The sequence below is a fragment of the Sphingopyxis sp. H073 genome (genome assembly GCF_001468395.1).
Taxonomy (GTDB): Bacteria; Pseudomonadota; Alphaproteobacteria; order Sphingomonadales; family Sphingomonadaceae; genus Sphingopyxis.
Genome location: NZ_LNSG01000003.1, coordinates 144,869 through 167,210, shown reverse-complemented (window position 1 = coordinate 167,210; position 22,342 = coordinate 144,869). Strand labels below are relative to the sequence as shown.

The window sequence follows — 22,342 nt, the reverse complement described above, 5'->3', positions numbered from 1 at the left end:
TTAGGCATCTTGCCTGTTGCACTGCCAGAACCTTTGGGGGGCGTAAGTGAAAACCGCTATAACTGCAAGGCTCGCCTATATTTGCGCCGCCGCCATCGTCCTCCACGGATGCGACAAGGAACCGACGGGGCAGGTGGTCGCCGTCGTCAATGGCGAGGAGATCACGCAGCAGGAGCTCAACGCCGAAATCGCGGAACTTCCGAACCCCCCGGCGGGCGACAAGAAGGCCGTGCAGCGGCAGATGCTGCAGCAGATCATCAACCGCCGGCTGATGGCGCAGGTCGCCAAGGAAGACGGGCTCGACCGCGATCCCCTGTACATCATTCGCGAACGCCGCCTGAAGGAAGAACTGCTCGTCAGCATGTACGGCAAGAAGACCGCCGACACCGTCCGGGTGCCGGAAGCGGCCGCGGTAAAGAAATTCATCGCCGACAATCCCGGCCGGTTCGGCCAGCGCACCGCCTATATGGTCGACCAGATCAGCTTCGATATGCCGAGCGACCAGAAGATCCTGAAGGACCTGCAGGCAGCGCGGTCGCTCGCGGACGTCGAGGCGACGCTGAAGCAAAAGGCGATCACCTACCAGAAGGGCAAGAACAGCATCGATTCGGGCGTCGTTCCGGCCGCAGTGATGAAGCAGATCCTGGCGCTTCCAGACGGGGAGCCTTTCATTATCCCGACGCAGGGCAAGGTCATCGTGAGCGTCATCGTCGGCCAGCAACCCGTTCCGGTCAGCGAGCAGGATGCGGGGCCGATGGCGGCGCAGGTCATGCGCGCCGAGAATCTGGGGACGGTCCTCAAGAAGCGCGTCGACGAGGCGCGGGCCAAGGCGAACATCACCTATCAGGCGGGGCTCGAGCCGCCCGCTGCCAAGGCGCCGGCAAAGGCGCCGGCAAAGGCGGCCACTCCCGGATCGTAGCATTCGCGGGTGCCGTCCCGGCGCGGCGCAGTGGAACTGTGCCATGTCGAGACAGCTAATTTGTTGAAAAGCATCCGCTATGCTACCAATAGGTGACACGAATCGTATTGTGGGGGTTGCCGAAGCATGGAAGCAAGTGAGGGTAGCAAGCCGTCACGGTACAGGACGACGCGCATCGCGCTGATCCTGGGTGTCCTGCTGATCGGTTTTACGCGTCTTGAAGACCGTGCGATCCTTGGAATTCCGGGGCAGGGTGCAAGCGCGATGGCGGCGATGGCCATTCCACCCTCGGAAGAGGTTGATGACGGCAGCTACGCCGATGAACCCGATGCGGCGGTGCCGATCGCGAAGGCCACGCGCCTGCCGCGCAACAGGGTGCGCCGTGCCCTGCGCGATCGCGACTTCGCCACCATTGCGCGCCGCGACGGTCCGGTCATCGCGGCGCCGTCCGACGGCGCGGCGGCGGTCCCGGACCCGACCGGTACGGCTGCCACCGAGGCGTTTGCCGCTGCCCCCGCTGCCGGGCCTCCGGTGCTTGCACTGGCGGCGCCCGCGCTCGGTCCCATCGCAAACAATGTGTTTTCGGCGAGCACACCGCCCCCGGGTACGACGAGCAGTTCGTCGGGGGGCAGCAGCGGCGGGGGAACGAGCAGCGGCGGGACGACGACCAGCAGCGGCGGGACGACGACCAGCAGTAGTGGTGGTACGACCAGCAGCGGCGGCGATCCGAACCAGCCGCCGGCGGTTCCCGAACCGGCTACCTGGCTATCGCTCATCCTCGGCCTGTTCGGGGTCGGAATGACGATGCGCCTTCGTCGCCGCGCTGGTTTCCAGCCAGCCGCAAACGCCTGAGGCTTCGCGCTCCGTTCATGTCGACGCGCTCCACGCCCCTTCGCAAACTGGCTATTCGCGTATGGATCGCGCTGTGCGGTCTCTATTTCCTGTGGGAAGGAGCCACATATCGCGGCTTCTTTGCGCGGCTTGCCGAATGGCAGATCGGTCATTTCGGCGCTTATGCGCCGTTGCTTACCTTTTTGTTCCTGTTCCTTCTGGCCGTCTTCCCGGCGTGGCTCATCCTGCGCATTCTCCGCAAACGCGACCCGGAGCCGGAGGTGGAGCCGCCGCTCGAGGTCCAGATCAAGCGGGCCAAGACGCTCCGCGTGATATTCTACAGCTTTGCGGTTGTCGCCCTCGGCGTCATTCTCGGCTTTATCGCCTATATCCTGTTCGCCCTGCCGGGCACCGACGGCCGGCGGCAGACGATTGCCGCGAGCGACGCGGGTTCGGTGGCGATCATCGAAGGTCCGGCGAGGCTGGTCGGCGGTGAGCTCGGCACCATCGTCTTCTTCGGACAGGATTGGTATATCGCCGACGACCGGATGGCCTTTTCGCCGTACCGGCCCGCCGGAAAAGGCGCCGCGACCTTCTTCGTGCAGCTTGAAGCAAAGAGCAGGAAGCGGCTTGCCGAGACGACCCAACGCCCGTCCTGGTCGGGAATCCTGGTCGAAGGTGGATTGCCCGGCCCGATCCGCGTCCTGTTCAACGCACTCGGCGTGGGTATCAGCGATCCCTATTACACCCTCTATCGCGACGAATATTCGCTCAAGGTGCGATATTGGCTGCAGGTGATCCAGTGGACGATCCTGTCGGTATTCCTCCTGCTGTTCGGCGTACTGCAGTCGCGGCGCGTGAAACGTCTCGAAGAGGAAACCAAAGAGGCCAAAGAAACGGTCGGCTGACCGGGCCGGTCGCACCGGAGGCAAATTCCGGTTAATGCACCGTTAGCCACACGGGGAAACCGAAGGTCAAATTGCCGCGCCTAAAGCGGCCGAATGCGGGCCTCTGCCATCTTTCTTGCCGGAGCATTGACGTCGATGGTTACGTCGCCGCTGGTCGTGTCCGAACCGGGACAGGGGCCTGCGACCGCATTTTCGGCTGGAGGCGCGGCGGGCGGTCCGGCCGAAGGCGGAACGCGGTCGGGCGCAATGCGGTCGGACAACGGCCTATTCTATATCGATGGAAAGCTGGCGGCGGGGTCAATCCGGTTTCTTGTCGATACCGGCGCAAGCCATGTCGTCCTGAGCCACGCCGATGCCCGCAAACTCGGCGGCTATGTCGTCACGGGCGATACGCAGGCGGTGCTGACTGCGGCGGGGCCCGTGGCGGTCGACTGGATCGTCATCCGCGAGATCGAATTCGACGGCCACCCGATCCGCAATCTGAAGGCGGCCGTCCCGCGGCGCGATGTCGGCGTATCGCTGCTGGGGCAAAATGCCCTCGCGCAGTTCGACAGCATCCACATCGACGGTGACAGACTGACGCTGGCGCGCTGAACCCCCGCCCATCAAAAGGGTGACGAAAGCGGCCGGAAACTGTGGCGCGAAACCCGGGCTCCCTATATTCAGGCTCCCTAAATGGGAGCCGCACATGTCGGGGCAGAGCCACTTTCAGCTTTTCGAGACTGCGGCAGGTGTCGCTGCGATCGGGTGGAACGCCTCCGGCATCAACAGCCTGCGCCTGCCCGCGCCGGACGCGCAAGACAGCGAACGAGCGATTGCGCGGCACATGCCTGACGCGGTGCGTGCCGACCCATCGCCGGAGGTGGACGTGGTTATCGACGGCATCCGTCGCTATTTCGCGGGTCAGCGCGTCGATTTTTCCGACGTTCCCGTCGATCTCGGCCCGCAGGAGCTTTTCCTTACAAGGGTTTATGACGTCGTGCGCCAGCTCGGCTGGGGTGAGACGACAACTTATGGCGCGGTTGCGCGGATGCTGGGCGTCGGTCCCGAATATGCGCGGAGCGTCGGCCAGGCAATGGCGCGCAATCCGGTGCCGCTGATCGTTCCCTGCCACCGGGTCATGGCAGCGGGCGGAAAGATCGGGGGCTTTTCGGCCCCGGGCGGTGCGATCTCGAAGGCCCGAATGCTCGCGCTGGAGGGTGTGGCGCAGCCCGAACCGGCGCAGCAAGGCTTCGATTTCTGATGGAGAATGCGGCATGAGCAGCGACATCGATCCATCGGTTCCGCCGTCGGGAACCGGCTGCGCCGAATGTCTCGAGCACGGCGGCTGGTGGTTCCACCTGCGCCGCTGCGCCACCTGCGGCCATATCGGCTGCTGCGATTCCTCGCCTGCGCAGCACGCGTCCGCGCACTTCGAAGCGACCGGTCACCCCTTTATCCAGTCGTTCGAACCGGGCGAGGACTGGTTCTGGGATTACCGGCAGGGCGTGCCACTAACCGGGCCGCAGCTTGCCCCGCCGACGAGTCACCCGGCCGCACAGCCGGTACCCGGTCCGCGAGGCGCGGTGCCGGCGGACTGGATCAGCCGGCTCCGTCAATAGGCGGCGCGGCGACGAGGTGCCGCGCCGCCCCGGGGATCAGGCCGCGTCGACGAGGACGATTTCGCTGTCCTCGATCGCGGTGACGCGCAGCACGTCGATGCCGCTGATCGCGGCGCCATCGCGGGCGTTGACGCGGACGTCGTCGATCTGCACCGCGCCCTTGGCGGGGACGAGATAGGCCTTGCGGTCCTTGCCTAGCGGATATTCCGCCGTCTCGCCCGCGCGGAGCGTCGCGCCCACGACGCGCGCGTCGGTGCGGATCGGCAGCGCGTCATTGTCGTTTTCATAGCCCGAGGCGAGCGTCACGAACTTGCCCGAGCGTTCGCCCTTGGGAAACGGCTTGGCACCCCATTGCGGCGGTTCGCCGTCGCGGGTCGGGATAATCCAGATCTGGAAAATCTTCGTGGTCACGTCCTCGAGATTATATTCCGAATGGCGAATGCCGGTGCCGGCGCTCATTACCTGGACGTCGCCCGCTTCGGTTCGGCCCTTGTTGCCGAGGCTGTCCTGGTGCGTGATCGCGCCCTCGCGGACATAGGTGATGATTTCCATATCGCGGTGCGGATGCGGCGGGAAGCCGGTCTGCGGCGCGATGGTGTCGTCGTTCCAGACGCGCAGATTGCCCCAGCTCGTCCGCGCGGGATCGTGATAGCCGGCGAAGGAAAAATGATGATGCGCGTCGAGCCAGCCGTGGTTGGCGGCACCGAGGCTGTCGAAAGGCCGAAGTTCGATCATGATGTGTCTCCGAGGGGCAGGCCGGAAAAGCCGCCGTTGCACGCGATTTAGGGATTGCGATCCTGCGGTTTGAGTGGGATAAATTTCATTGAAACGTTCGAGGAAATAGAAAAGTGAGTAACCCCGGCACGCCGACGCTCGACCAGCTTCGCATCTTCCTCGCGATCGTCGATACCGGCAGTTTCGCCGCGGCGGGGCGGCGGCTCAATCGTGCGGTTTCGGTGATCAGTTATGGCATCGCCAACCTCGAGGCGCAGCTCGGCCTGATCCTCTTCGAGCGCGAGGGGACGCGCAAGCCGCAGCTCACCGTCGCCGGGCGCGCTCTGCTCGCCGAGGCGCGCGCGATCTCGCTCGGGATCGACGGGCTGCGTGCCAAGGTGAAGGGGATGCTCGACGGGCTGGAGGCCGAGGTCGATCTGGCGGTCGACGTGATGCTGCCCGCCGAGCGGCTCGGCAAGGTGCTGCGCGCTTTCGCGGTCGAGTTTCCGACGGTCCAGCTTCGCCTGCACGTCGAGGCGCTGGGGGCGATCACCGCGATGATCCTCGACCGCCGCGCGATCGTCGGCATTTCGGGACCGCTCGCGGCGGGGGTCGACGGCGTCGAATGCATCGCGGCGGGCTCGATCCCGATGGTCCCGGTCGCCGCGCCCGACCATCCGCTCGGCCGGATGGAGCGTATCCCGCCCGGTGCGGGGCGCGATCACACGCAGCTCGTGCTCACCGACCGGTCGCGCTCTACCGAAGGACGCGACTATTCGGTGATGAGTCCCAAGACGTGGCGGCTTGCCGATCTGGGCGCCAAGCACGCGCTGCTGCGCGAGGGCGTCGGCTGGGGCAATATGCCGCTGCCGATGATCGAGGCCGATCTGGTCGCGGGCACGCTGATCCGGCTTGCGATGCCCGATCATCCGGGCGGCACCTATCGCTTCGCGGGGGTGTGGCGGCGCGATACGCCGCCGGGACCCGCCGCGTCGTGGCTGCTCGAGCAGTTCGTCGAGCTTGGCCGCGACGATGCCGAACTTGCCGGGATGATCGACCTTTAAAGCTTGAGCATCGCTTCGGCGCCGACCATGCGGATCGTGCGCGCAGGGCCGGTGTCGCGGAGGAAGGCGCCAGCGCGGAAGGCCGAGAGGGAGGCCGAAAAGGACAGGGTTTCGCTCGCCTGCCAAGCGACCGAAATCTCGGCCTGATCGCCGATATGGCGCGCCCGGCTGCCCGCGGCGGGTCGGAGGAGGCCGCCGGGAATGTCGTAAATGCCGTCACCGCGGCTTTCGCGCCAGAACCGTGCCGCGACGAGTTCGAGTGTAACGCCCTTGCCCAGATCGAAATCGACGCTGGGATGGAGGTTCACGATGTTGCGCGGCCCGATCGGCGAGAGTTCGCCGAAATATTTGCCCTTGGGAAAGAGTGCGTTGAAGGTGCCGAGCTTGCCGTCGGCGGGATGGCGGTCGCCGCTCGCGATATTGGCGCGCAGGCGAAGCCGCGGCCCCAGCGGTGCCTGCGGGAAGCTCAATGCGGTTTCGGTCGCGAGCGACCAGGCGCGGATGCGGTCACCGTCGAAATGGCCGCGTTGAAGCATCGCCTCCCAGTTCCAGCCGAGGGCGCCGCGCTTGCCGAAGAAGCGGAGGCCGAACGTATCGCGCGTTTCGCGTCCGCTGCGGCTGGTGAAGCGCGCGCCGTCATCCGCATAGCCGAGCCAATAGGCGTCGACGCCGATGCCTTTCGCGGGCGCAAGCGTCGTATAGATGCCGTCGAGGCGGCGCGTCTTGGATGTCTTGTCGTCGAAATCGCCGCCGCCAATCGCGACGGGGCGCAGGTGGAAGGCGTCGACGCGAAAAGCGCCATGCTCCGCGATCGCTCGGACCCCGTCGAAGGCCTGTGGGATGTTGGGGCCATAGCGGATGCCGACAAGCCGCTCCGACCCCAGCGCCATCAGTTCGCGCCCGCCGCGCAGCGTGAGGCTGCTATCCGTCCCGAGCGTCAACCGAAGGTCGCCGAACCCTTGCAGCAGGTCGATCCCCGTTTCGTCGGCGGGGCCTTTGCCCGCGCCGACGCCGCGCGCATGGCCCGCGATGCCCTGCACGAAGACGCTTGCCGGACCGGCGTGCAAATCGGCGTGCGGCATGACGCGGAGCCAGAGATACCCGTCGTCGGGGGCAGGCGGGCTGCCCCACAGATTATTGTCGAAGCCCTCGAACCGCGCCCGCGCTTCGCCGCCGAGGGTCAGATAGGCATCGCCCGTCTCGCCCAGCGGTACATATTTGGCCTGCCGCCAGCCCTCGCGCGGCGCATCGCGCAACACCGACCAATCCTCGTCATAGCGCAAATTGGTCTGCTCGACCGATTGGGCAAAGGCGGTCGCGGGCGCGAGCGCGGTGAGGAGCAGAAGAAGGCGCATCAACGGGTGACGAAATGGCGCACCACGGGCGGGCCATCGCCGATCAGATAAGCGGAGAGCGCCTCCTGCTGCACGCGGTCGGCGTTGGTGACGCGGTCGTGCTGGCGCAGATGCTCGAGCCAACTTTCGACGGTAAAGGTTTCGATGACCATGCCGGGTGCCGCCGTATCCTCATAGACGCCCCAGTGGATCGCGCCGTCGCGGCGACGGATGCGGCGCATGTCCTGAATCGCGGCGAAGAAGTCGGGCAGCTTCGCCGGATCGACGCGATATTCGATCGTCACGAGCACCGGGCCGCTGTCATGTTCGACCGTGCCGTCGACGAGCGGTGCGGGCCAATGCGACGACGGGGCAAGGTCGAGCGTGCTCGCGCGGTCGAGCGGGAAGCGCGAGGCGAGGATCAGGCTGGCGGCGATGAGCAGACCGGCCGCGACGAGCAGCGTTGACGGCACGCCGATTGCCGAGGCGACCGAGCCCCATAAGGTCGCGCCCGCCGCCATCGATCCCTGGAAAACGAGGAGATAGATCGCGAGCGCGCGCGCCTTGACCCATCCGGGCGAGCTTGCCTGCGCGCCGCCGTTCAGCGACGCCATCATCGCGATCCACGCGAGGCCCGCAACGAAGAGTGCCGCCGCCGCTGCCGCGAACGCGACGGCTTGCGAAAGGCCGGCCATGGCGATTGCGAGCAGGATCGAAGCGGCGAGCGTGATCGCATTCGCGCCCATCCTGCTGCGCAGCTTCGGCATCACCAGTGCGCCCGTGATCGCGCCAAGCCCCATGAAGGTAAGCAGGCCGCCATAGCCGAGCGGGCCCAGCTCGAGGTCGCGCCGCGCGATGATCGGGAGCAGCGCCCAGAGCCCGCTTGCAAAGAGGAAGAAGCCGACCGACCGGATCAGCACCACCTGCAGTTCCGGCGCGCGCAGCGCATAGCGGAGCCCGGCGCGCATTGCGCCGACCATATGCTCGGCGGGGAGGTGACGATCGGGCGCAACACGCCGCCAGCGGGCGAGGACCGTCAATATGCCGAGGATCGAGAGCGCGTTGGCGGCGAACACCGCGCCGGGTCCCGAGGCAGCGATGATCAGCCCGCCGAGCGCGGGGCCGATCGCGCGCGCGATATTGACCCCGAGCGAATTGAGCGCGACTGCCTGTTGCAGCGCGGGCCTCGGGACGAGTTCGGGGACGATCGCCTGGAAGGCGGGCGCCGAAAAGGCGGCACCCATCGCGATCGCTGCCGTGAAAACGAGCAGGATCCACGCGGTCGTGAAGCCGGCGAGCGTGATCGCCGCGAGCGTCATCGCGGCGACAAGGCCGAAGAGCTGGGCGCCGATCAGCAGCTTTCGGCGGTCGACGATGTCGGCGAGCGCCCCGGCGGGGAGCGCGAGGACGAACATCGGAAAGGTGGTTGCGGCCTGCACCAGCGCGACCATCAGCGGATCGGGCGAGAGCGAGGTCATCAGCCAGCCCGCGCCGACGTCGTGCATCCAGGTGCCGATGTTCGAGACGACGGTTGCGATCCACAGCGCGCGGAAAACGGGATTCGCCAGCGGGCGCTGGTCGGGCTGGGCGGGCTCGGTCATGCCTTTCGGTCGCGCAGGATCGCGGCCAGCATCAGTCCGCCGATCAGCCCGATATGCTCAAGGAAGGTGTTGCGATCGTGAAAGCGCGCCATCGGATCGGCGACCTGCCAGAAGGGATGCGCGATCAGCGTCGCGATCGCAGTGAACACCCCGAGCGCGCCCGCGCCGAGCCAGGCCTGGCGGCCGACGACGATCAGCAGCGATCCGCCGATCTGGACGAGGATCGTCGCGGCGACGGTCAGCATCGCGGGCTCGAGCCCGAAATGCCGGGCCTCGCCGAGCGCGCCGGGCAGGTCGGTGAGCTTGGCGATGCCGCTCGTCCAATAGGGGAGCGTCAGCAGCGTTGCAGCGAGGACCGCGAAGCGATTGTCGTCGAGCAGGCGGGCGATGGGGGCTGGGGTGGCCATCGGTCAGACCGCCCAGCAGCCGCAGCCGAACGCGCCCCAGAAGCTCTGCACATCGGCAGCTGGCACATTGGCGCCGAGCGCCGCGGCATGGTCGTGGCCGTGAACCGCGCAGGCAGAAGCGCAGCCGCAGGCCGACGCCATCTTCTGCGCGCCTTCGGGCCGCCGATAATAGCCGCCGAAGGTCGCGACGGGCGACCAGTCGGGCATTGGTTTCGGCAGTGCGGGGGCGATAGGGCCATAATCGCCTTCGCCATGCACCACCTTGCCGCCGAGCAAGGTCAGCACCGAGCGCAGGTGGACGATCTCGCTTTCGGCGACACCGAAATAATCGTCCGACAGCAGCGCAAGGTCGGCGAGCTGGCCGGCCTTGATCTGGCCCTTCTTGCCGACCTCGTTCGAGAACCATGTGTTCGCCTCGGTCCAGAGGCGCAGCGCTGTCTCGCGGTCGAGCCGGTTGCGGACGGGATAGAGCGTCGCGCCGCCGAGCGTCTTGCCGGTGACCAGCCACGACAACGAGACCCACGGATTATAGCTCGCGACGCGCGTCGCGTCGGTGCCCGCGCCGACGGGTACGCCCGCTTCCATCATCCGCTTGATCGGCGGCGTCGCCTCTGCGGCTTTCGCACCATAGCGTTCGATGAAATATTCGCCCTGGAACATCATCCGGTGCTGTACCGCGATACCGCCGCCCAATGCCGCGATGCGGTCGATGTTGCGCTCGCTGATCGTCTCGGCATGGTCGAAGAACCAGTTGAGCCCCTTGAGCGGAATGTCCCGGTTCACCTTCTCGAACACGTCGAGCGCGCGGCCAATGGTCTGGTCGTAGGTAGCGTGGAGGCGCCACGGCCAACGGCGTTCGGCGAGGAGGCGGATGACGGGTTCGAGGTCGGCCTCCATGTTTGGCGGCATGTCGGGCCTCTCGACACGGAAATCCTCGAAATCGGCGGCCGAATAGACGAGCATCTCGCCCGCGCCATTGTGCCGATAGGTGTCGTCGCCGTCGCCGGGTTTCACCTTGGTGGACCAGGTCGCGAAATCCTTGAGTTCCTCTTTCGGCTTCTGCGTGAAGAGGTTGTATGCAATGCGCAGCGTCATCTCGCCGTCCTGGTGGAGCTTCTCGATGATCGCATAATCGTCGGGATAATTCTGGTAGCCGCCGCCCGCGTCGATGACGCTGGTCACCCCGAGCGAATTCAATTCGCGCATGAAATGCTTCGTCGAATTGACCTGATAGTCTTCCGGAAGCTTCGGCCCCTTGGCGAGGGTCGAATAGAGGATCGTCGCGTTGGGCTGGGCGAGCAGAAGACCGGTCGGGTTGCCCCCGGCGTCGCGAACGATCTCGCCGCCCGGCGGGTTCGGCGTGTCCTTCGTATAGCCAACGGCGCGCAGCGCCGCGGCATTGAGCAGCGCGCGGTCGTAGAGGTGGAGGATGAACACCGGCGTGTCGGGCGCGGCGGCGTTGATCTCGTCCAACGTCGGCAGGCGCTTTTCGGCGAACTGATGCTCGGTAAAGCCGCCGACGACGCGAACCCATTGCGGCGGGGGGGTGTTCGCGGCCTGGCGTTTCAGCATCGCCATCGCATCGGCAAGGCTGGGCACCCCGTCCCAGCGCAGTTCCATATTGTAATTGAGCCCGCCGCGGATGACATGGATGTGGCTGTCGATCAGTCCGGGGATCAGGCGGCGACCCTTTGCATCGATGATATCGGCGTCGGGACCGGCTGCCGCGCGGGCTTCGGCCTCGCTGCCGACACTCAGGAACTTGCCCTCGCGGATCGCGACCGCCTCGGCGACCGGGTTTGCGCGGTCGAGGGTGGTGACCTTGGCGTTGAAGATGATCAGGTCTTTCGGGCGCATGGCGAAACTTTCCGTTGCAGTGAGAAGCGCGGTGGTGGCGGCGCCGGCGAGCGTCTGGCGGCGGGTCAGCGGGTTCATGACCGGCAATCCTTGTTGTCGGGCTGCGGCCCCAGAACATGCTCGGCACAATCTTCGCGGACGAAGCGGGCGAGTTCGGGGCGGTCGGCGATGCGCTTGGCTATGGGCACGAGTTGCTCGCCGAGCAGAATACCCCCGAGACCGATCAGCGCAACGATCGGCGGGGCGGGAGAACGGACACCGAGCAGGCTGTAGATGACGCCAACCAGCAATCCCGCTCCCAGCGAGACGAGATAGATTTTCACGATGTCCGTCCTCCCTCTTTGCGTCAGGCCTTCACGAAGGCCAGCAAGTCGGCGTTGAGGATGTCGGCGTGAGTCGTCAGCATCCCGTGCGGAAAGCCCTCATAGATTTTCAGCGTGGCATTGGGCAGGATTTCGGCCTGCAGCACGCCGGCATTCTTGTAGGGCACGATCTGGTCGTCGTCGCCATGCAGCACGAGCGTCGGCACGGTGATCGCCTTCAAGTCGTCGGTCTGGTCGGTCTCGGAGAAGGCCTTGATGCCTTCGTAATGTGCCTTCGCGCTACCCATCATGCCCTGGCGCCACCAATTGTCGATCACGCCCTCGTCGACCTTCGCGCCGGGCCGGTTGAAGCCGTAGAAGGGACCGGCCGCGACGCCGCGAAAGAATTGCGCGCGATTGGCCGCGAGCCCGGCGCGCAGCCCGTCGAACACCTCGATCGGCAGGCCGCCCTGATAGCGCTCGGTCTTGAGCATGATCGGCGGCACCGCGCTGACCAGAACCGCCTTGGCGACGCGGCCCGCGGGCAGGCCGTGGCGCGCGACATAGGCGGCAACCTGCCCGCCGCCGGTCGAGTGACCGATGTGGACGGCGTCGCGCAGGTCGAGATGATCGACGACCGCCGCGGCGTCCGCGGCATAATGCGCCATGTCATGGCCGTCCGAGACCTGCGCCGATCGGCCGTGCCCGCGCCGGTCGTGCGCGACGACCCGATAGCCGTTGGCCAGGAAGAACAGCATCTGCGTGTCCCAGTCGTCCGCTGACAGCGGCCAGCCGTGGTGAAATACGATCGGCTGGGCGTCCTTCGGTCCCCAATCCTTGTAGAAGATTTGGGTGCCGTCCTTGGTGGTGACGTAGCTCATGACATTGTCCTTTCAGGCTCGCTTCAAAAGAAACGGCCGGACCCGAGAGTCCGGCCGCAGGGGAGGGGTTCAGTGACCGCCTTCGGAGGCGCCGAACATCGTCTTGGCATAGGTGATGCCGATGCCGTAGGCGCCGCCCCATTTGCGGGCGATGCCGGTGGTGAGGTCATAGGTTTCGGCGCGCGCCCAGTCGCGCTGCAGTTCGAGGAGATATTGAAGGGCGGTCATCGGACGCGCACCCGCCTGGATCATACGCTCGACCGCTCGTTCGTGCGCTTCGGTCGAAATGTCGCCGCTCGCGTCGGTAATCACATAGACCTCATAGCCCTGTTCGAGCGCCGACAGCGTCGGGCCGACGATGCAGACCGAGGTCCACAGGCCGGCGAAAACGAGCCGGTCCTTGCCGATGCGGTTGACCTCTTCGATCACACCGGCATCTTCCCAGGTGTTCATCGACGTGCGATCGAGCAGCTTCTGGCCGGGGAAGGGATCGGTGACCTCGTTGAACATCGGGCCGGAGAAGCTCTTTTCGGCGACGGTGGTCAGGATCGTCGGAACCTTGAAGCCCGCGGCGCCATTGGCGATCAGCGCGGCATTGTTGCGGAGCAGTTCGGGGGCGATCGACTTGGTGGCAAAGGCCATCTGCGACTGATAGTCGATCAGGATGAGCGCGTGGTTGCTCGGGTCGAGCAAAGCTTTGGCGGGGGTCGGGGTGGCTTTAATGGACATGGCTGAAACTCCTTGTTTGAAAGCGCGGGCCCCGAACCGTCCGGGGATGGCCATGGTTTAGGCAGTCTCATTTATGCGAAATAGGCATATAAAATTGTTCCATCTATTCTATAAAATAGAAAAGATGGCGAAGTGCTGCGGTCCTGCTCCTTTCGTTCGAGCTCCGAATCCGGTCGCGGGAGATGCATCCCGGCGCGAGCAGGATAATTGTATGACAACATCGCCGCAACGATCAAATCGCCGCCGCCGGACCCGAGGATCTGTCATGGGGCGATCGGTCGGCCTCGACTGCGCGATGTACCGTTCGGCGGCGCGAGACCTTGTCCGGTCGAGACAGGGCCGCCATTCCCGTCGCCCGAGCGCCAGGGCGCGACCCGCCGCGCTTTGCAAAGCGGCTTGCGTCCTGTAAGGCGGGCCCGTGACCGATTGTGCGACCTGCGTTGTCCGAAACCGTGCGATTTGTGCGAGCCTCAGCCCGGCGGAGCTTGCCGCACTGGGCAAGATGGGACGCCGGCAAAAGGTACGGGCCGGACAGACCCTGCTTTGGGAAGGCGACGGTGCGCCCGTCGTCGCGAATGTCCTCGAGGGCGTGCTGAAGCTCGTCGTGTCGACCGCGGACGGGCGCGAGCAGATCGTTGGGGTGGTCTTTCCGTCCGACTTCATCGGACGCCCGTTCGGCAAGGAAAGCCCCTACAGCGTCACCGCGATGACCGATGCGGAAGTGTGCATCTTCAATCGCAGCAACTTCGACGAGTTTGCGGGCAATCACCCCGACCTCCAGCAGAAATTGCTCCGCCGCACGCTCGATGAACTCGACCGCGCACGGCATTGGATGATGCTGCTTGGACGCAAGTCCGCGTCGGAGAAGGTGGCATCCTTCCTGCTTGAGATGTCGGAACGATTATCGGGGCAGGGGTGTCATGCCGACACACAGGCCGGGTTCGAACTGCCCTTCGGCCGCCAGCAGATCGCCGACATATTGGGCCTGACGATCGAGACGACGAGCCGCCAGCTCACCAAAATGCGCGCCGACGGTCTGCTCGACCTGCCATCTCGCCGCGAAGTCGTGATCAACGACCGCGCGGCGGTGGAAATGATGGCAGGCTGACTGGCCGCCGGCGTCAGTTCGGGGGACTAGCGTCAAAGTGACTGGGTTTCCTCCACCTCATCGGCACTTTCACGTCAAGTGACTGAGAATGTGCCCGACGGGAATAATGGGGGCCATCCTGAACGGCCATTACTGCCAGGCTTTGCTCCCGCGTTTCAAAGGTATCTCCCCGGCGCCGGAAATTGGCGGCGCAGCCTCCTTGTTGATCCTCGCCAACCGAGCCCTCAGCAACACAGTCTTTGGAATCATGTCGGAAAAAATAACAAACTCGATATTGAATGGCGGAGCGGGAGGGATTCGAACCCTCGATACGCTTTTGACGTATACTCACTTTCCAGGCGAGCGCCTTCGACCACTCGGCCACCGCTCCGCTGCACCCGGTCGTTTCGTGCGAAGCACGGAGCGTGAATCGGGTGCTATCCAATTCGCACTGGAACGCGCGCCCTAATCGCTTGGCGGGTCTTTCGCAAGCCGATTGGGCGTGGCAGACACGTCGCATGAGACACCTGCTTCTGGCCGCCGCCGCCGCTTCGCTCGTCCTTCCCGCTTATGCCGAGGAACCCGCGCCGATCCCGTCGCCGGGCGAAATTGCGGCCGCCGCGCCTGCGACGGATTGGATCGCCATCGCACCTTCCGATCTGCTCGTGATGGACCTTGCCCCCGATGCGAAGGGCAAGCCGCGACGCGTCGTCATCCAGCTCATGCCCGCGCCCTTCAGCCGAGGCTGGATCGGCAATATCCGCAAGCTCGCCGCCGCGCATTGGTGGGACGGGACGAGCGTCAACCGGGTGCAGGACAATTATGTCGTGCAATGGGGTGACGCGACCGAGAAGAAGCCGTTGCCCCAAGATTTGGTGACGGTGCCCGAGAGCGAATATGTTGTTTCCGACCCCGCCAGCAAAGAGACGACGAGCGGCGGAAAGCCGGTCATCATCCTATCCAAGGACGAAGCGGCGCGGCGGGCAGGAAGGATGGATAGAGACCGAGGGCTCGACATATACGGAAGCGGCTTCGAACCGGCGACCGACGCCTATGCGCCGAGGGTAACCTTCGAATCGGGTTGGCCGATCGGTCTCGACGATCGCACGGTGCCCGATCAACGGTGGCCGCTGCACTGCTATGGCATGGTCGGCGTCGGCCGCAATATGTCTCCCGATACCGGGTCGGGTGCCGAACTCTATGTGGTTATCGGGCAAGCACCCCGCCATCTCGACCGCAATATTGCCCTGGTCGGACGCGTTGTTCGCGGGATCGAGCATTTGTCGAGCCTGCCCCGGGGGACTGGCGCGCTGGGTTTCTACGAGACCGAGGCTGAACGGGTGCCCATCATGTCGATCCGCGTGGCGACGGAATTGCCTGTCGCCGAACGGCCGCGGTTCGAATATCTGTCGACCGACAGCGAAAGCTTTCGACGCTATGCGGACGCACGCGCCAACCGCCGCGATCCCTTTTTCATTCGTCCGGCGGGCGGCGCAGATATCTGCAACATTCCCATTCCGATCCGGCCGGTCGAAGCGAAGCCGGTCGAAGCGAAATAGCCGCCTTGGAGGATTTCACCGTCACGACGCGGCTTTGGCGCTGGCAGTCGGCGACCGCGCCGGCGGCGTGGTTTTTCGTCACTATCTCGGGCGACGTCGCCGATGGAATAAGGCTCGCGGCGATCAGCGGGCAATGGCTCGATGGCCGCAAGGGCTTCGGATCGGCCAAGGTACGCGCGACGATCGGCGACACGATCTGGAGCACAGCGGTATTTCCCCACAAGGAGAGCGGCGGCTGGTTGCTGCCAGTCAAGGCCGCGGTGCGCAAGGCCGAAGGGATCGTTGAAGGCGACGATGTGACGGTGACCGTCAGTCTTTAGGCGGCGTATCGGGCCTGGCTTCGCGAGCCTGCGCCTTGCGTTTGCGCAGGTTGGCGCGGAGCGCCTCGGCGAGGCGGCGTTCGCGTTCGAGGTCGGCGGGGGAGGGCGGCTTGCTCACGCGGCGGCGATGCGGGGAAATCGACCCGGCGTCAAGTCTCGCACCTTGACAGGCGAAGGCCGCCCCGCCATAGGCCGCGCCTGCCCCGCGAACAGGCGTTCCCGGGCGCCCCGGACGCTGCTGTAGCTCAGTGGTAGAGCGCACCCTTGGTAAGGGTGAGGTCGAGAGTTCAATCCTCTCCAGCAGCACCATTTTTCCGCCTTCGTTTCCGACTTTACCGGGGCTCGCCCCCCGGGCTAGGATTGCTGTACGCCGCGCGCGGCGACCGAGGGGACATGTGGTGAGCGACGGCAGAGGAGCGAGGGCGAGCGGCTATTGGGCGTTCCTGGTCGTGCTGATCGGCGTCTCGCTGGCCTTCGCCGCAATTCTGCTGCCCTATTTCGCCGCGATCCTGTGGGCGGTGATCGTCGCGATCTTGTTCGAGCCCGCCTATCGCCGCCTGCTGGCCGTCATGCCGGCCCGGCGTAACGGCGCGGCCCTGCTTACGCTGCTGATGATTCTGGCGATCGTCGTGCTGCCCGCCGCATTGCTGACCGTCGCGCTGCTCAACGAGGCTGCCTCGGTGTATCAGCGGATCCAGTCGGGCAACCTTGATCCCGAACAAATCTTCGTCGCGTTCGAATCGGCAATTCCCGCATGGCTGTCGGATGCGCTCGACCGGCTCGGGATCGGCAACATTGCCGCCGTGAAAGACATGTTCGGCGGCGGCGCCGCGGCAGGGGTCCGCGCGGTGCTGGGCCAGGCCCTGTCGATCGGGCAGGGGGTTTTCGACCTGTTCGTCAAGCTGATGGTGATGCTCTACCTCGCTTTCTTCCTCATTCGCGACGGAGAGACGATCCAGCAGCGCGTCAGCGCCGCAATTCCCCTGCAGACCGACCATCTGCAGCTTCTGGTCGAACGGTTCATCGTGGTGGTGCGCGCGACGATCAAAGGGAGCATCGTCGTCGCGATCCTGCAGGGCCTGATCGGCGGTATCGTCCTCTGGGCGCTGGGGATCGAGGCCGCGCTGCTGTGGGGGGTGCTGATGGGCGCGGCTTCGCTGCTTCCTGCGGTGGGCACCGGGCTCGTGTGGGTGCCGATGGCGCTCTATCTTTTCCTGTCGGGATCGATCTGGCAGGGCATCGTGCTCGTGGTCTGCGGCCTGTTCGTGATCGGGATGGTCGACAACGTGGTGCGGCCGGTACTCGTCGGACGCGAAACGCGCATCCCCGACTATGTGGTCCTCATTACGACGCTCGGCGGGCTGCAGATCTTCGGGTTGCACGGCATCGTGATCGGGCCGGTGATCGCCGCGATGTTCATCGCGGTATGGGATATCGCCGCGACGATGCGGTCCCAGGCGTCGGCCTGACACCCATCAGATCCGGGCGCCCAGCAACCAGTCGTGGAACAGCTTGACCGCCGGCTGCCGCAGCGCGCGCGGGCGGCAGACGAACCAATAGCTGTACGGACTGTCGACGTCGAAATCGAAGAGGCGGACGAGGCGTGGATCATGGGCGTCGTCGAAATGGTGACCGTGCATGAAGGCGACGCCGATCCCCTGCGCGGCCGCTTCGAGCATCAGCGGGCCTGAATCGAAGAAGTCGATCCCGGCGGGCTCGAGATAGGGCATCCCGATCGCCTTTTTCCATTCGGCGAAGGTTTCTGGCATTTCGCGGTGGAGGAGGATCGTCTGGCGCTGGAGCTGTTCGGGCACGGTGATCGCGCGGCCCCCGTCGGCCAGCGTCCGCGCCGCGATCGGGAACACCTTGTCCTGGTCGAGGCGCGCCGCATAGAGCATGGGATCGATCGATCGGGCGAGCGCGATGGCGACGTCGATCCCTTCGCCGAGCCGCGCTTCGGCGTGCGACATGGTGTCGATATCGATGTGCAGTTCGGGATGGTCGCGCCTCAGTTCGGGCAGGCGCGGAAACAGCCGTTGCTGTGCAAAGAGCGGCAGGACGTTGAGATGGAGGCGGAGCGACGCGTCGGGGCTGCCCGCCTTTTCGATCACGCCGCGCAGCTCGTCGAGGATCGGCGAGAGCTGATCCTGCATTTCTCGCCCCGTCTCGGTGAGCCGGAGACCATGGTGATGGCGGTTGAACAGCGGCCGCCCGACGGCATGTTCCAGCGTCTGGATGCGCCGCGACAGGGCGGGCATCGACAAGCCGAGCTCGCTGGCGGCGGCTTTCACCGTGCCATGGCGGGCGACCTCCAGAAAGGCCTCCATGCTGCTGAGGGGAGGAAGGCGTGGCATGTGCGTCTCTCGGCGGATGATGGCATGGCGATATCGGACATGCCAGACAATTTGTGCAGTGCGGCATAGTATCGTTCGAATATTACGCGCTCTCGGGGCTCGAAAATCGCGAGCGATCGCCCTATCTTGCGCATTCCGACCTTTTTGCGGGAGATACGCCTTGGCCGATGCGGCAATAAAGGAAAAGCAGGTCAAACTGCAGGTGGCGACGTTGCGGGCCGAGGAAAGCGGCGCCGGAATCGCGCGAATCCCGCGCACCGCGATGGCCGAACTGGGCCTGACCGAGGGCGATGTCGTCCAGATCAGCGCCAAACGCGACACCGCGGCGCGGGTCGTCGCGCCCTACCCCGAGGATGAGGGGCTGGAGGTTATTCGTCTCGATGGCCTGCAACGCGCCAATGCGGGCGCGGGCGCCGGCGATATGGTGGCGCTGAGCCGTGCCGAAATGCGACCCGCGACGCGGGTGACCTTTGCGCCAGCGCAGGAAAATCTTCGCCTGCAAGGCTCGGCGATGGCGCTGAAACGCAGCTTTTTCGGCCGCCCGCTCGTCGCCGGCGACACGGTGGCAACCGCCGGGCAGCAGCGACTTCCGGCGGGCGACATGCCGCCGCAGCTTCGCCAGATGCTCAACGCGCCCGCCTATGCGCTTGCCGAGGTGCGCCTGATCGTCGTGTCGGCGAACCCCAAGGGCATCGTCTATATCGACGAGAATACCGAGGTCGAACTGCTCGCCGAATATCAGGAGCCGCAGGACGCTCGGCGTACCGACGTCACTTATGACGATCTCGGCGGGCTTGGTGACACGATCAACCAACTGCGCGAGATGGTCGAATTGCCGCTCCGTTACCCCGAGCTGTTCCAGCGCCTCGGCGTCGATCCGCCGCGCGGGGTTTTGCTGCACGGCCCGCCGGGCACCGGCAAGACGCGGCTTGCGCGTGCTGTCGCCAACGAAAGCGACGCGCAATTCTTCCTGATCAACGGCCCCGAGATCATGGGCAGCGCCTATGGCGAGTCCGAAAAGCGGCTGCGCGAGATTTTCGAGCAGGCGACCAAAGCAGCGCCGTCGATTCTGTTCATCGACGAGATCGATTCGATCGCGCCCAAACGCGGACAAGTGACCGGTGAAGCCGAGAAGCGCATCGTCGCGCAGTTGCTGACGCTGATGGACGGGCTCGAACCGCGGACCAACCTTGTCGTCATTGCCGCGACCAACCGCCCCGACGCGATCGACGAGGCGCTGCGGCGTCCCGGTCGCTTCGACCGCGAAATCGTGATCGGGGTGCCCGACGAGAAGGGTCGGCGCGAGATACTGGGCATTCACACGCGCGGTATGCCGCTGGGTGACGACGTCGACCTCGACGAACTGGCGCGCACGACCTTCGGCTTCGTTGGCGCCGACATGGCGGCGCTGACGCGCGAGGCTGCGATCGAGGCGGTGCGGCGGATCATGCCCAAGATCGACCTTGAGGAAGGAACGATTCCGTCCGAGGTGCTCGAAGAGGTGCGCGTGACCCGCGACGATTTTCTGGGCGCACTGAAACGCGTCCAGCCCTCGGCGATGCGCGAGGTGATGGTGCAGGCGCCGAATACGCGCTGGAGCGACATCGGCGGGCTCGACGCGGCGCGCGACAAGCTGATCGAGGGGATCGAACTCCCCTTGAAGCATCCCGAAGCGTTCCGTCGGCTCGGCATCCGCTCGGCCAAAGGTTTCCTGCTCTATGGCCCACCGGGGACAGGCAAAACCTTACTTGCGAAGGCAGCGGCGCGCGAGTCCGACGCCAATTTCATCGCGATCAAGTCGTCCGATCTCCTGTCCAAATGGTATGGCGAGAGCGAGCAGCAGATCGCGCGCCTGTTCGCGCGGGCGCGGGCGGTGGCCCCGACGATCATCTTCATCGACGAACTCGACAGCCTGGTGCCCGCGCGCGGCAGCGGCACGTCGGGCGAGCCGCAGGTGACCGAGCGTGTCGTCAACACGATTCTCGCCGAGATGGACGGGATCGAGGAAATGCAATCGGTTGTCGTGATCGGCGCGACGAACCGCCCGAACCTGATCGATCCGGCGCTGCTGCGCCCCGGACGGCTCGACGAACTGATCTATGTGTCGGTACCGAGCGCCGAGGGGCGGAAGCGGATCCTCGAAATCCATACGTCGCGGATGCCGCTCGCGAAGGACGTCGATCTGGCGGCGCTTGCCGAAAAGGCCGATCGCTTCACGGGCGCCGATCTGGAGGATCTGGTACGCCGCGCGGGTCTCGCGGCGCTCAAACGTTCGATCAACAGCGATCTGGTCACGCTGGAGGACTTCGAGGCGGCGTTAAAGGACACGCGCGCGTCGGTGACCGAGGCGATGGAAAAGGATTATGAAAAGATCCAGGGCGAAATCAAGCAGCAGGCAATGAGCGTCGACCCGATCGGCTTTTTCGCGCCGGGAATGCTGAAGCCCGTTCGCGAGCAAAAGCACGCGGACGAATCTGCGAAGGACTAAGAGTTTGCGGGCTGGTCCTGCCTGAGCGCGGACCAGCCCCACACCATCAGCCAGACGCAGAAGGCCGCCATCAGCCCGTAGGCGACCATCGGGTGCCAGTTGTAGAGCAGCACGCCGATCGCGGGGGAGATGATATACGCCGATCCGTTGATCGACGCGGTCATGCCGGCGACCGCGCCTTGGTCGCGGCGCGGGACCGATAGCGACGCGCCGGCAGTGAAGCCGGGACGGAACAGGCCAAAGCCGAGCGATGCCGACGCGAAACCGATGACGATCGCGTGCAGATCCTGTGCGAGCCCGGTCATCAAGATGCCGAGGATGGCGAGGGCGGCACCCGCGAGCACGGTCGGCCGCGGCGTCAGCTTCAGGATCGGGATCAGTCCCCATTGCGCGAGCAACGTTGCGAAGGCGCCGGCCATCAGTACGATGCCGGTAATCGCCGCGCCCTCATCGGGTTTCAGCCGCAGGTGCAGGCGGTCGAGAATCAGGAAGCCGACGACGCCCAGCATCATCGCCTGCGCCTGACCGCCGAAGAAGCCCGCGAGCAGCCAGGGCCGGACGCGGCGGTCGCGCCAGTGAAGCGGTTCCTGTTCGGCGGGGTCGAGTTCATTTTCCTCTTCTGCCGTTGGTTCCGACGGGCCCGCCGACAGGGGGTAGGAAGCAATCGCGCCGCGCGCGGCGAATCGTGGCACGTCGTCGGGCAGGCGCCAGCGCAGCATGACGAGCACGATCAGGCCGATCAGCGCGAAGACCAGCAAGGGGCCAGCGAGGCCGACCATGGGCAGAATGAAGAAAGGCGCGATCGCGGGTCCGATCACCGTACCCAGCCCAAAGGAGGAGGAGACAAGCGACAGCGCCTGCGTGCGCTGTTCGGGGTCGGTGCGCGAAGCGACATAGGCCTGCACCGCGGGGGGAGATGCCGATCCCAACCCACCATAAAGACTGCGAAAGATTGCGAAGACAATGAAGGTGAAACCAGCGGCCAGATAGCCCTCGAGTCCTGCCCACAAGGTCAGGCCGCACAGCGCCATCGACGAAAAGAAGCCGATGACCCCTAGCGCCATCAACGCTTTGCGCCCGCGCTTGTCCGATTGCCGCGCCCAATGCGGTGCGGTCAGCACCCAGAGTAGTGCCGACCAGCTGAACGCCAGGCTGACCCATACGTCGGGAATGTGGAGTTTGGCGCCGATAGCGGGGAGAATCGACTGCATCGCGGTATTGCCCGCGGCGGCTACGAGCATGATCGCGAACAGCACGGCCATGCGGTCGGCTGGAATCGATCGCGATGCGGCAGTCACTTGGTCCCCTTTTTGCGCATAGTTCGTTGCGGGTTGCCCATCCCCGTACATCGGGTTGCATTTCTGTCCAGTGTCAAGACTGACTCTT

23 protein-coding genes and 2 tRNA genes are annotated in these 22,342 nt (G+C 65.4%); 13 read left to right on the top strand and 12 right to left on the bottom strand.

Annotated features, from left to right (window positions below; genetic code table 11):
- The first annotated feature begins 46 nt into the window (after positions 1-46).
- The 6 genes from ATE64_RS06370 to ATE64_RS06345 all read left to right on the top strand — a co-directional run bounded on the left by ATE64_RS06370 (position 47) and on the right by ATE64_RS06345 (position 4,259).
- The gene (locus ATE64_RS06370; protein WP_082657607.1) at positions 47-919 is read left to right on the top strand and encodes an EpsD family peptidyl-prolyl cis-trans isomerase; all 873 of its coding nucleotides are present in this window, start codon (positions 47-49) and stop codon (positions 917-919) included.
- 126 nt (positions 920-1,045) lie between these two features.
- Positions 1,046-1,771 (top strand): PEP-CTERM sorting domain-containing protein, encoded by a 726-nt coding sequence (locus ATE64_RS06365; protein WP_058453908.1) that lies wholly within the window; start codon positions 1,046-1,048, stop codon positions 1,769-1,771.
- A gap of 17 nt (positions 1,772-1,788) precedes the next feature.
- Positions 1,789-2,658, top strand: coding sequence for a hypothetical protein (locus ATE64_RS06360; RefSeq protein ID WP_058453907.1), 870 nt, complete (start codon positions 1,789-1,791; stop codon positions 2,656-2,658).
- Positions 2,659-2,751: 93 nt separating this feature from the next.
- Positions 2,752-3,252, top strand: a complete 501-nt coding sequence (locus tag ATE64_RS06355; RefSeq protein WP_082657606.1) for a retropepsin-like aspartic protease — start codon at positions 2,752-2,754, stop codon at positions 3,250-3,252.
- Positions 3,253-3,346: 94 nt separating this feature from the next.
- Complete coding sequence (locus tag ATE64_RS06350; protein ID WP_058453905.1) at positions 3,347-3,901, top strand: methylated-DNA--[protein]-cysteine S-methyltransferase; 555 nt, start codon at positions 3,347-3,349, stop codon at positions 3,899-3,901.
- Positions 3,902-3,914: 13 nt separating this feature from the next.
- Complete coding sequence (locus ATE64_RS06345; protein ID WP_058453904.1) at positions 3,915-4,259, top strand: UBP-type zinc finger domain-containing protein; 345 nt, start codon at positions 3,915-3,917, stop codon at positions 4,257-4,259.
- A gap of 36 nt (positions 4,260-4,295) precedes the next feature.
- Here the strand turns inward: ATE64_RS06345 and ATE64_RS06340 are convergent, their stop codons facing one another.
- Positions 4,296-4,994, bottom strand: coding sequence for a pirin family protein (locus ATE64_RS06340; RefSeq protein WP_058453903.1), 699 nt, complete (start codon positions 4,992-4,994; stop codon positions 4,296-4,298).
- 113 nt (positions 4,995-5,107) lie between these two features.
- Here ATE64_RS06340 and ATE64_RS06335 point away from each other — a divergent pair, with 113 nt between their 5' ends.
- Positions 5,108-6,037, top strand: coding sequence for a LysR family transcriptional regulator (locus tag ATE64_RS06335; protein WP_058453902.1), 930 nt, complete (start codon positions 5,108-5,110; stop codon positions 6,035-6,037).
- Here ATE64_RS06335 and ATE64_RS06330 read toward each other — a convergent pair.
- The 7 genes from ATE64_RS06330 to ATE64_RS06300 form a co-directional block, all read right to left on the bottom strand.
- Positions 6,034-7,392 (bottom strand): alginate export family protein, encoded by a 1,359-nt coding sequence (locus tag ATE64_RS06330; protein ID WP_058454141.1) that lies wholly within the window; start codon positions 7,390-7,392, stop codon positions 6,034-6,036. The two genes, ATE64_RS06335 and ATE64_RS06330, sit on opposite strands and share 4 nt — an antisense overlap.
- Positions 7,392-8,972, bottom strand: a complete 1,581-nt coding sequence (locus ATE64_RS06325) for an MFS transporter (RefSeq protein ID WP_058453901.1) — start codon at positions 8,970-8,972, stop codon at positions 7,392-7,394. The genes ATE64_RS06330 and ATE64_RS06325 overlap by 1 nt, the downstream gene beginning before the upstream one ends.
- Positions 8,969-9,379 (bottom strand): DoxX family protein, encoded by a 411-nt coding sequence (locus ATE64_RS06320; RefSeq protein ID WP_058453900.1) that lies wholly within the window; start codon positions 9,377-9,379, stop codon positions 8,969-8,971. The genes ATE64_RS06325 and ATE64_RS06320 overlap by 4 nt, the downstream gene beginning before the upstream one ends.
- A gap of 3 nt (positions 9,380-9,382) precedes the next feature.
- On the bottom strand, positions 9,383-11,314 hold the full coding sequence (locus ATE64_RS06315) for an amidohydrolase (protein WP_058453899.1): 1,932 nt from the start codon (positions 11,312-11,314) through the stop codon (positions 9,383-9,385).
- Positions 11,311-11,559, bottom strand: a complete 249-nt coding sequence (locus ATE64_RS06310) for a DUF1427 family protein (RefSeq protein ID WP_058453898.1) — start codon at positions 11,557-11,559, stop codon at positions 11,311-11,313. Before ATE64_RS06310 ends, ATE64_RS06315 begins: the two co-directional genes overlap by 4 nt.
- 23 nt (positions 11,560-11,582) lie before the next feature.
- Positions 11,583-12,419 carry an alpha/beta hydrolase gene (locus ATE64_RS06305; RefSeq protein ID WP_058453897.1) on the bottom strand — a complete coding sequence of 279 codons (837 nt, stop codon included), beginning with the start codon at positions 12,417-12,419 and terminating at the stop codon, positions 11,583-11,585.
- Positions 12,420-12,488: 69 nt separating this feature from the next.
- A complete protein-coding gene (locus ATE64_RS06300) occupies positions 12,489-13,148 on the bottom strand; it encodes a hydrolase (protein WP_058453896.1) in 660 nt (219 codons plus the stop codon).
- A 418-nt stretch (positions 13,149-13,566) separates the two neighbouring features.
- On the opposite strand from ATE64_RS06300, the gene ATE64_RS06295 reads away from it, so the two are divergent.
- Positions 13,567-14,256 carry a Crp/Fnr family transcriptional regulator gene (locus ATE64_RS06295; RefSeq protein WP_058453895.1) on the top strand — a complete coding sequence of 230 codons (690 nt, stop codon included), beginning with the start codon at positions 13,567-13,569 and terminating at the stop codon, positions 14,254-14,256.
- A gap of 279 nt (positions 14,257-14,535) precedes the next feature.
- Here ATE64_RS06295 and ATE64_RS06290 read toward each other — a convergent pair.
- Positions 14,536-14,626, bottom strand: a tRNA-Ser gene (locus ATE64_RS06290).
- Between the two features lie 127 nt (positions 14,627-14,753).
- Between ATE64_RS06290 and ATE64_RS06285 the strand changes: the two genes are divergently transcribed.
- Together ATE64_RS06285 and ATE64_RS06280 are read left to right on the top strand one after the other, a co-directional pair.
- The gene (locus tag ATE64_RS06285; RefSeq protein WP_058453894.1) at positions 14,754-15,794 is read left to right on the top strand and encodes a peptidylprolyl isomerase; all 1,041 of its coding nucleotides are present in this window, start codon (positions 14,754-14,756) and stop codon (positions 15,792-15,794) included.
- 5 nt (positions 15,795-15,799) lie between these two features.
- Positions 15,800-16,114 (top strand): DUF1905 domain-containing protein, encoded by a 315-nt coding sequence (locus tag ATE64_RS06280; RefSeq protein WP_058453893.1) that lies wholly within the window; start codon positions 15,800-15,802, stop codon positions 16,112-16,114.
- Here ATE64_RS06280 and ATE64_RS22320 read toward each other — a convergent pair.
- Complete coding sequence (locus tag ATE64_RS22320; protein ID WP_269433198.1) at positions 16,104-16,232, bottom strand: hypothetical protein; 129 nt, start codon at positions 16,230-16,232, stop codon at positions 16,104-16,106. The two genes, ATE64_RS06280 and ATE64_RS22320, sit on opposite strands and share 11 nt — an antisense overlap.
- A 116-nt stretch (positions 16,233-16,348) precedes the next feature.
- Here ATE64_RS22320 and ATE64_RS06275 point away from each other — a divergent pair.
- Both ATE64_RS06275 and ATE64_RS06270 read left to right on the top strand, forming a co-directional pair.
- A tRNA-Thr gene (locus tag ATE64_RS06275) sits at positions 16,349-16,423 on the top strand.
- An 89-nt stretch (positions 16,424-16,512) separates the two neighbouring features.
- Positions 16,513-17,583: an AI-2E family transporter gene (locus tag ATE64_RS06270; RefSeq protein ID WP_231729099.1), complete on the top strand. Its 1,071-nt coding sequence runs from the start codon at positions 16,513-16,515 to the stop codon at positions 17,581-17,583.
- Positions 17,584-17,589: 6 nt separating this feature from the next.
- On the opposite strand, the gene ATE64_RS06265 is transcribed toward ATE64_RS06270, so the two are convergent.
- A complete protein-coding gene (locus tag ATE64_RS06265) occupies positions 17,590-18,468 on the bottom strand; it encodes a LysR substrate-binding domain-containing protein (protein WP_058453891.1) in 879 nt (292 codons plus the stop codon).
- Positions 18,469-18,628: 160 nt separating this feature from the next.
- Here ATE64_RS06265 and ATE64_RS06260 point away from each other — a divergent pair, with 160 nt between their 5' ends.
- On the top strand, positions 18,629-20,956 hold the full coding sequence (locus ATE64_RS06260; RefSeq protein WP_197410110.1) for a CDC48 family AAA ATPase: 2,328 nt from the start codon (positions 18,629-18,631) through the stop codon (positions 20,954-20,956).
- Here ATE64_RS06260 and ATE64_RS06255 read toward each other — a convergent pair.
- Complete coding sequence (locus ATE64_RS06255; RefSeq protein WP_231729098.1) at positions 20,953-22,254, bottom strand: MFS transporter; 1,302 nt, start codon at positions 22,252-22,254, stop codon at positions 20,953-20,955. The two genes, ATE64_RS06260 and ATE64_RS06255, sit on opposite strands and share 4 nt — an antisense overlap.
- Positions 22,255-22,342 lie beyond the last annotated feature (88 nt).

What these genes read in the sequence shown, in the direction of transcription:
- ATE64_RS06365 (WP_058453908.1), top strand. Translation starts at nt 1,046, where the DNA reads ATGGAAGCAAGTGAGGGTAGCAAGCCGTCACGGTACAGGACGACGCGC.
- ATE64_RS06360 (WP_058453907.1), top strand. Translation starts at nt 1,789, where the DNA reads ATGTCGACGCGCTCCACGCCCCTTCGCAAACTGGCTATTCGCGTATGG.
- ATE64_RS06355 (WP_082657606.1), top strand. Translation starts at nt 2,752, where the DNA reads ATGCGGGCCTCTGCCATCTTTCTTGCCGGAGCATTGACGTCGATGGTT.
- ATE64_RS06350 (WP_058453905.1), top strand. Translation starts at nt 3,347, where the DNA reads ATGTCGGGGCAGAGCCACTTTCAGCTTTTCGAGACTGCGGCAGGTGTC.
- ATE64_RS06345 (WP_058453904.1), top strand. Translation starts at nt 3,915, where the DNA reads ATGAGCAGCGACATCGATCCATCGGTTCCGCCGTCGGGAACCGGCTGC.
- ATE64_RS06340 (WP_058453903.1), bottom strand. Translation starts at nt 4,994, where the DNA reads ATGATCGAACTTCGGCCTTTCGACAGCCTCGGTGCCGCCAACCACGGC.
- ATE64_RS06330 (WP_058454141.1), bottom strand. Translation starts at nt 7,392, where the DNA reads ATGCGCCTTCTTCTGCTCCTCACCGCGCTCGCGCCCGCGACCGCCTTT.
- ATE64_RS06325 (WP_058453901.1), bottom strand. Translation starts at nt 8,972, where the DNA reads ATGACCGAGCCCGCCCAGCCCGACCAGCGCCCGCTGGCGAATCCCGTT.
- ATE64_RS06320 (WP_058453900.1), bottom strand. Translation starts at nt 9,379, where the DNA reads ATGGCCACCCCAGCCCCCATCGCCCGCCTGCTCGACGACAATCGCTTC.
- ATE64_RS06315 (WP_058453899.1), bottom strand. Translation starts at nt 11,314, where the DNA reads ATGAACCCGCTGACCCGCCGCCAGACGCTCGCCGGCGCCGCCACCACC.
- ATE64_RS06305 (WP_058453897.1), bottom strand. Translation starts at nt 12,419, where the DNA reads ATGAGCTACGTCACCACCAAGGACGGCACCCAAATCTTCTACAAGGAT.
- ATE64_RS06300 (WP_058453896.1), bottom strand. Translation starts at nt 13,148, where the DNA reads ATGTCCATTAAAGCCACCCCGACCCCCGCCAAAGCTTTGCTCGACCCG.
- ATE64_RS06285 (WP_058453894.1), top strand. Translation starts at nt 14,754, where the DNA reads ATGAGACACCTGCTTCTGGCCGCCGCCGCCGCTTCGCTCGTCCTTCCC.
- ATE64_RS06265 (WP_058453891.1), bottom strand. Translation starts at nt 18,468, where the DNA reads ATGCCACGCCTTCCTCCCCTCAGCAGCATGGAGGCCTTTCTGGAGGTC.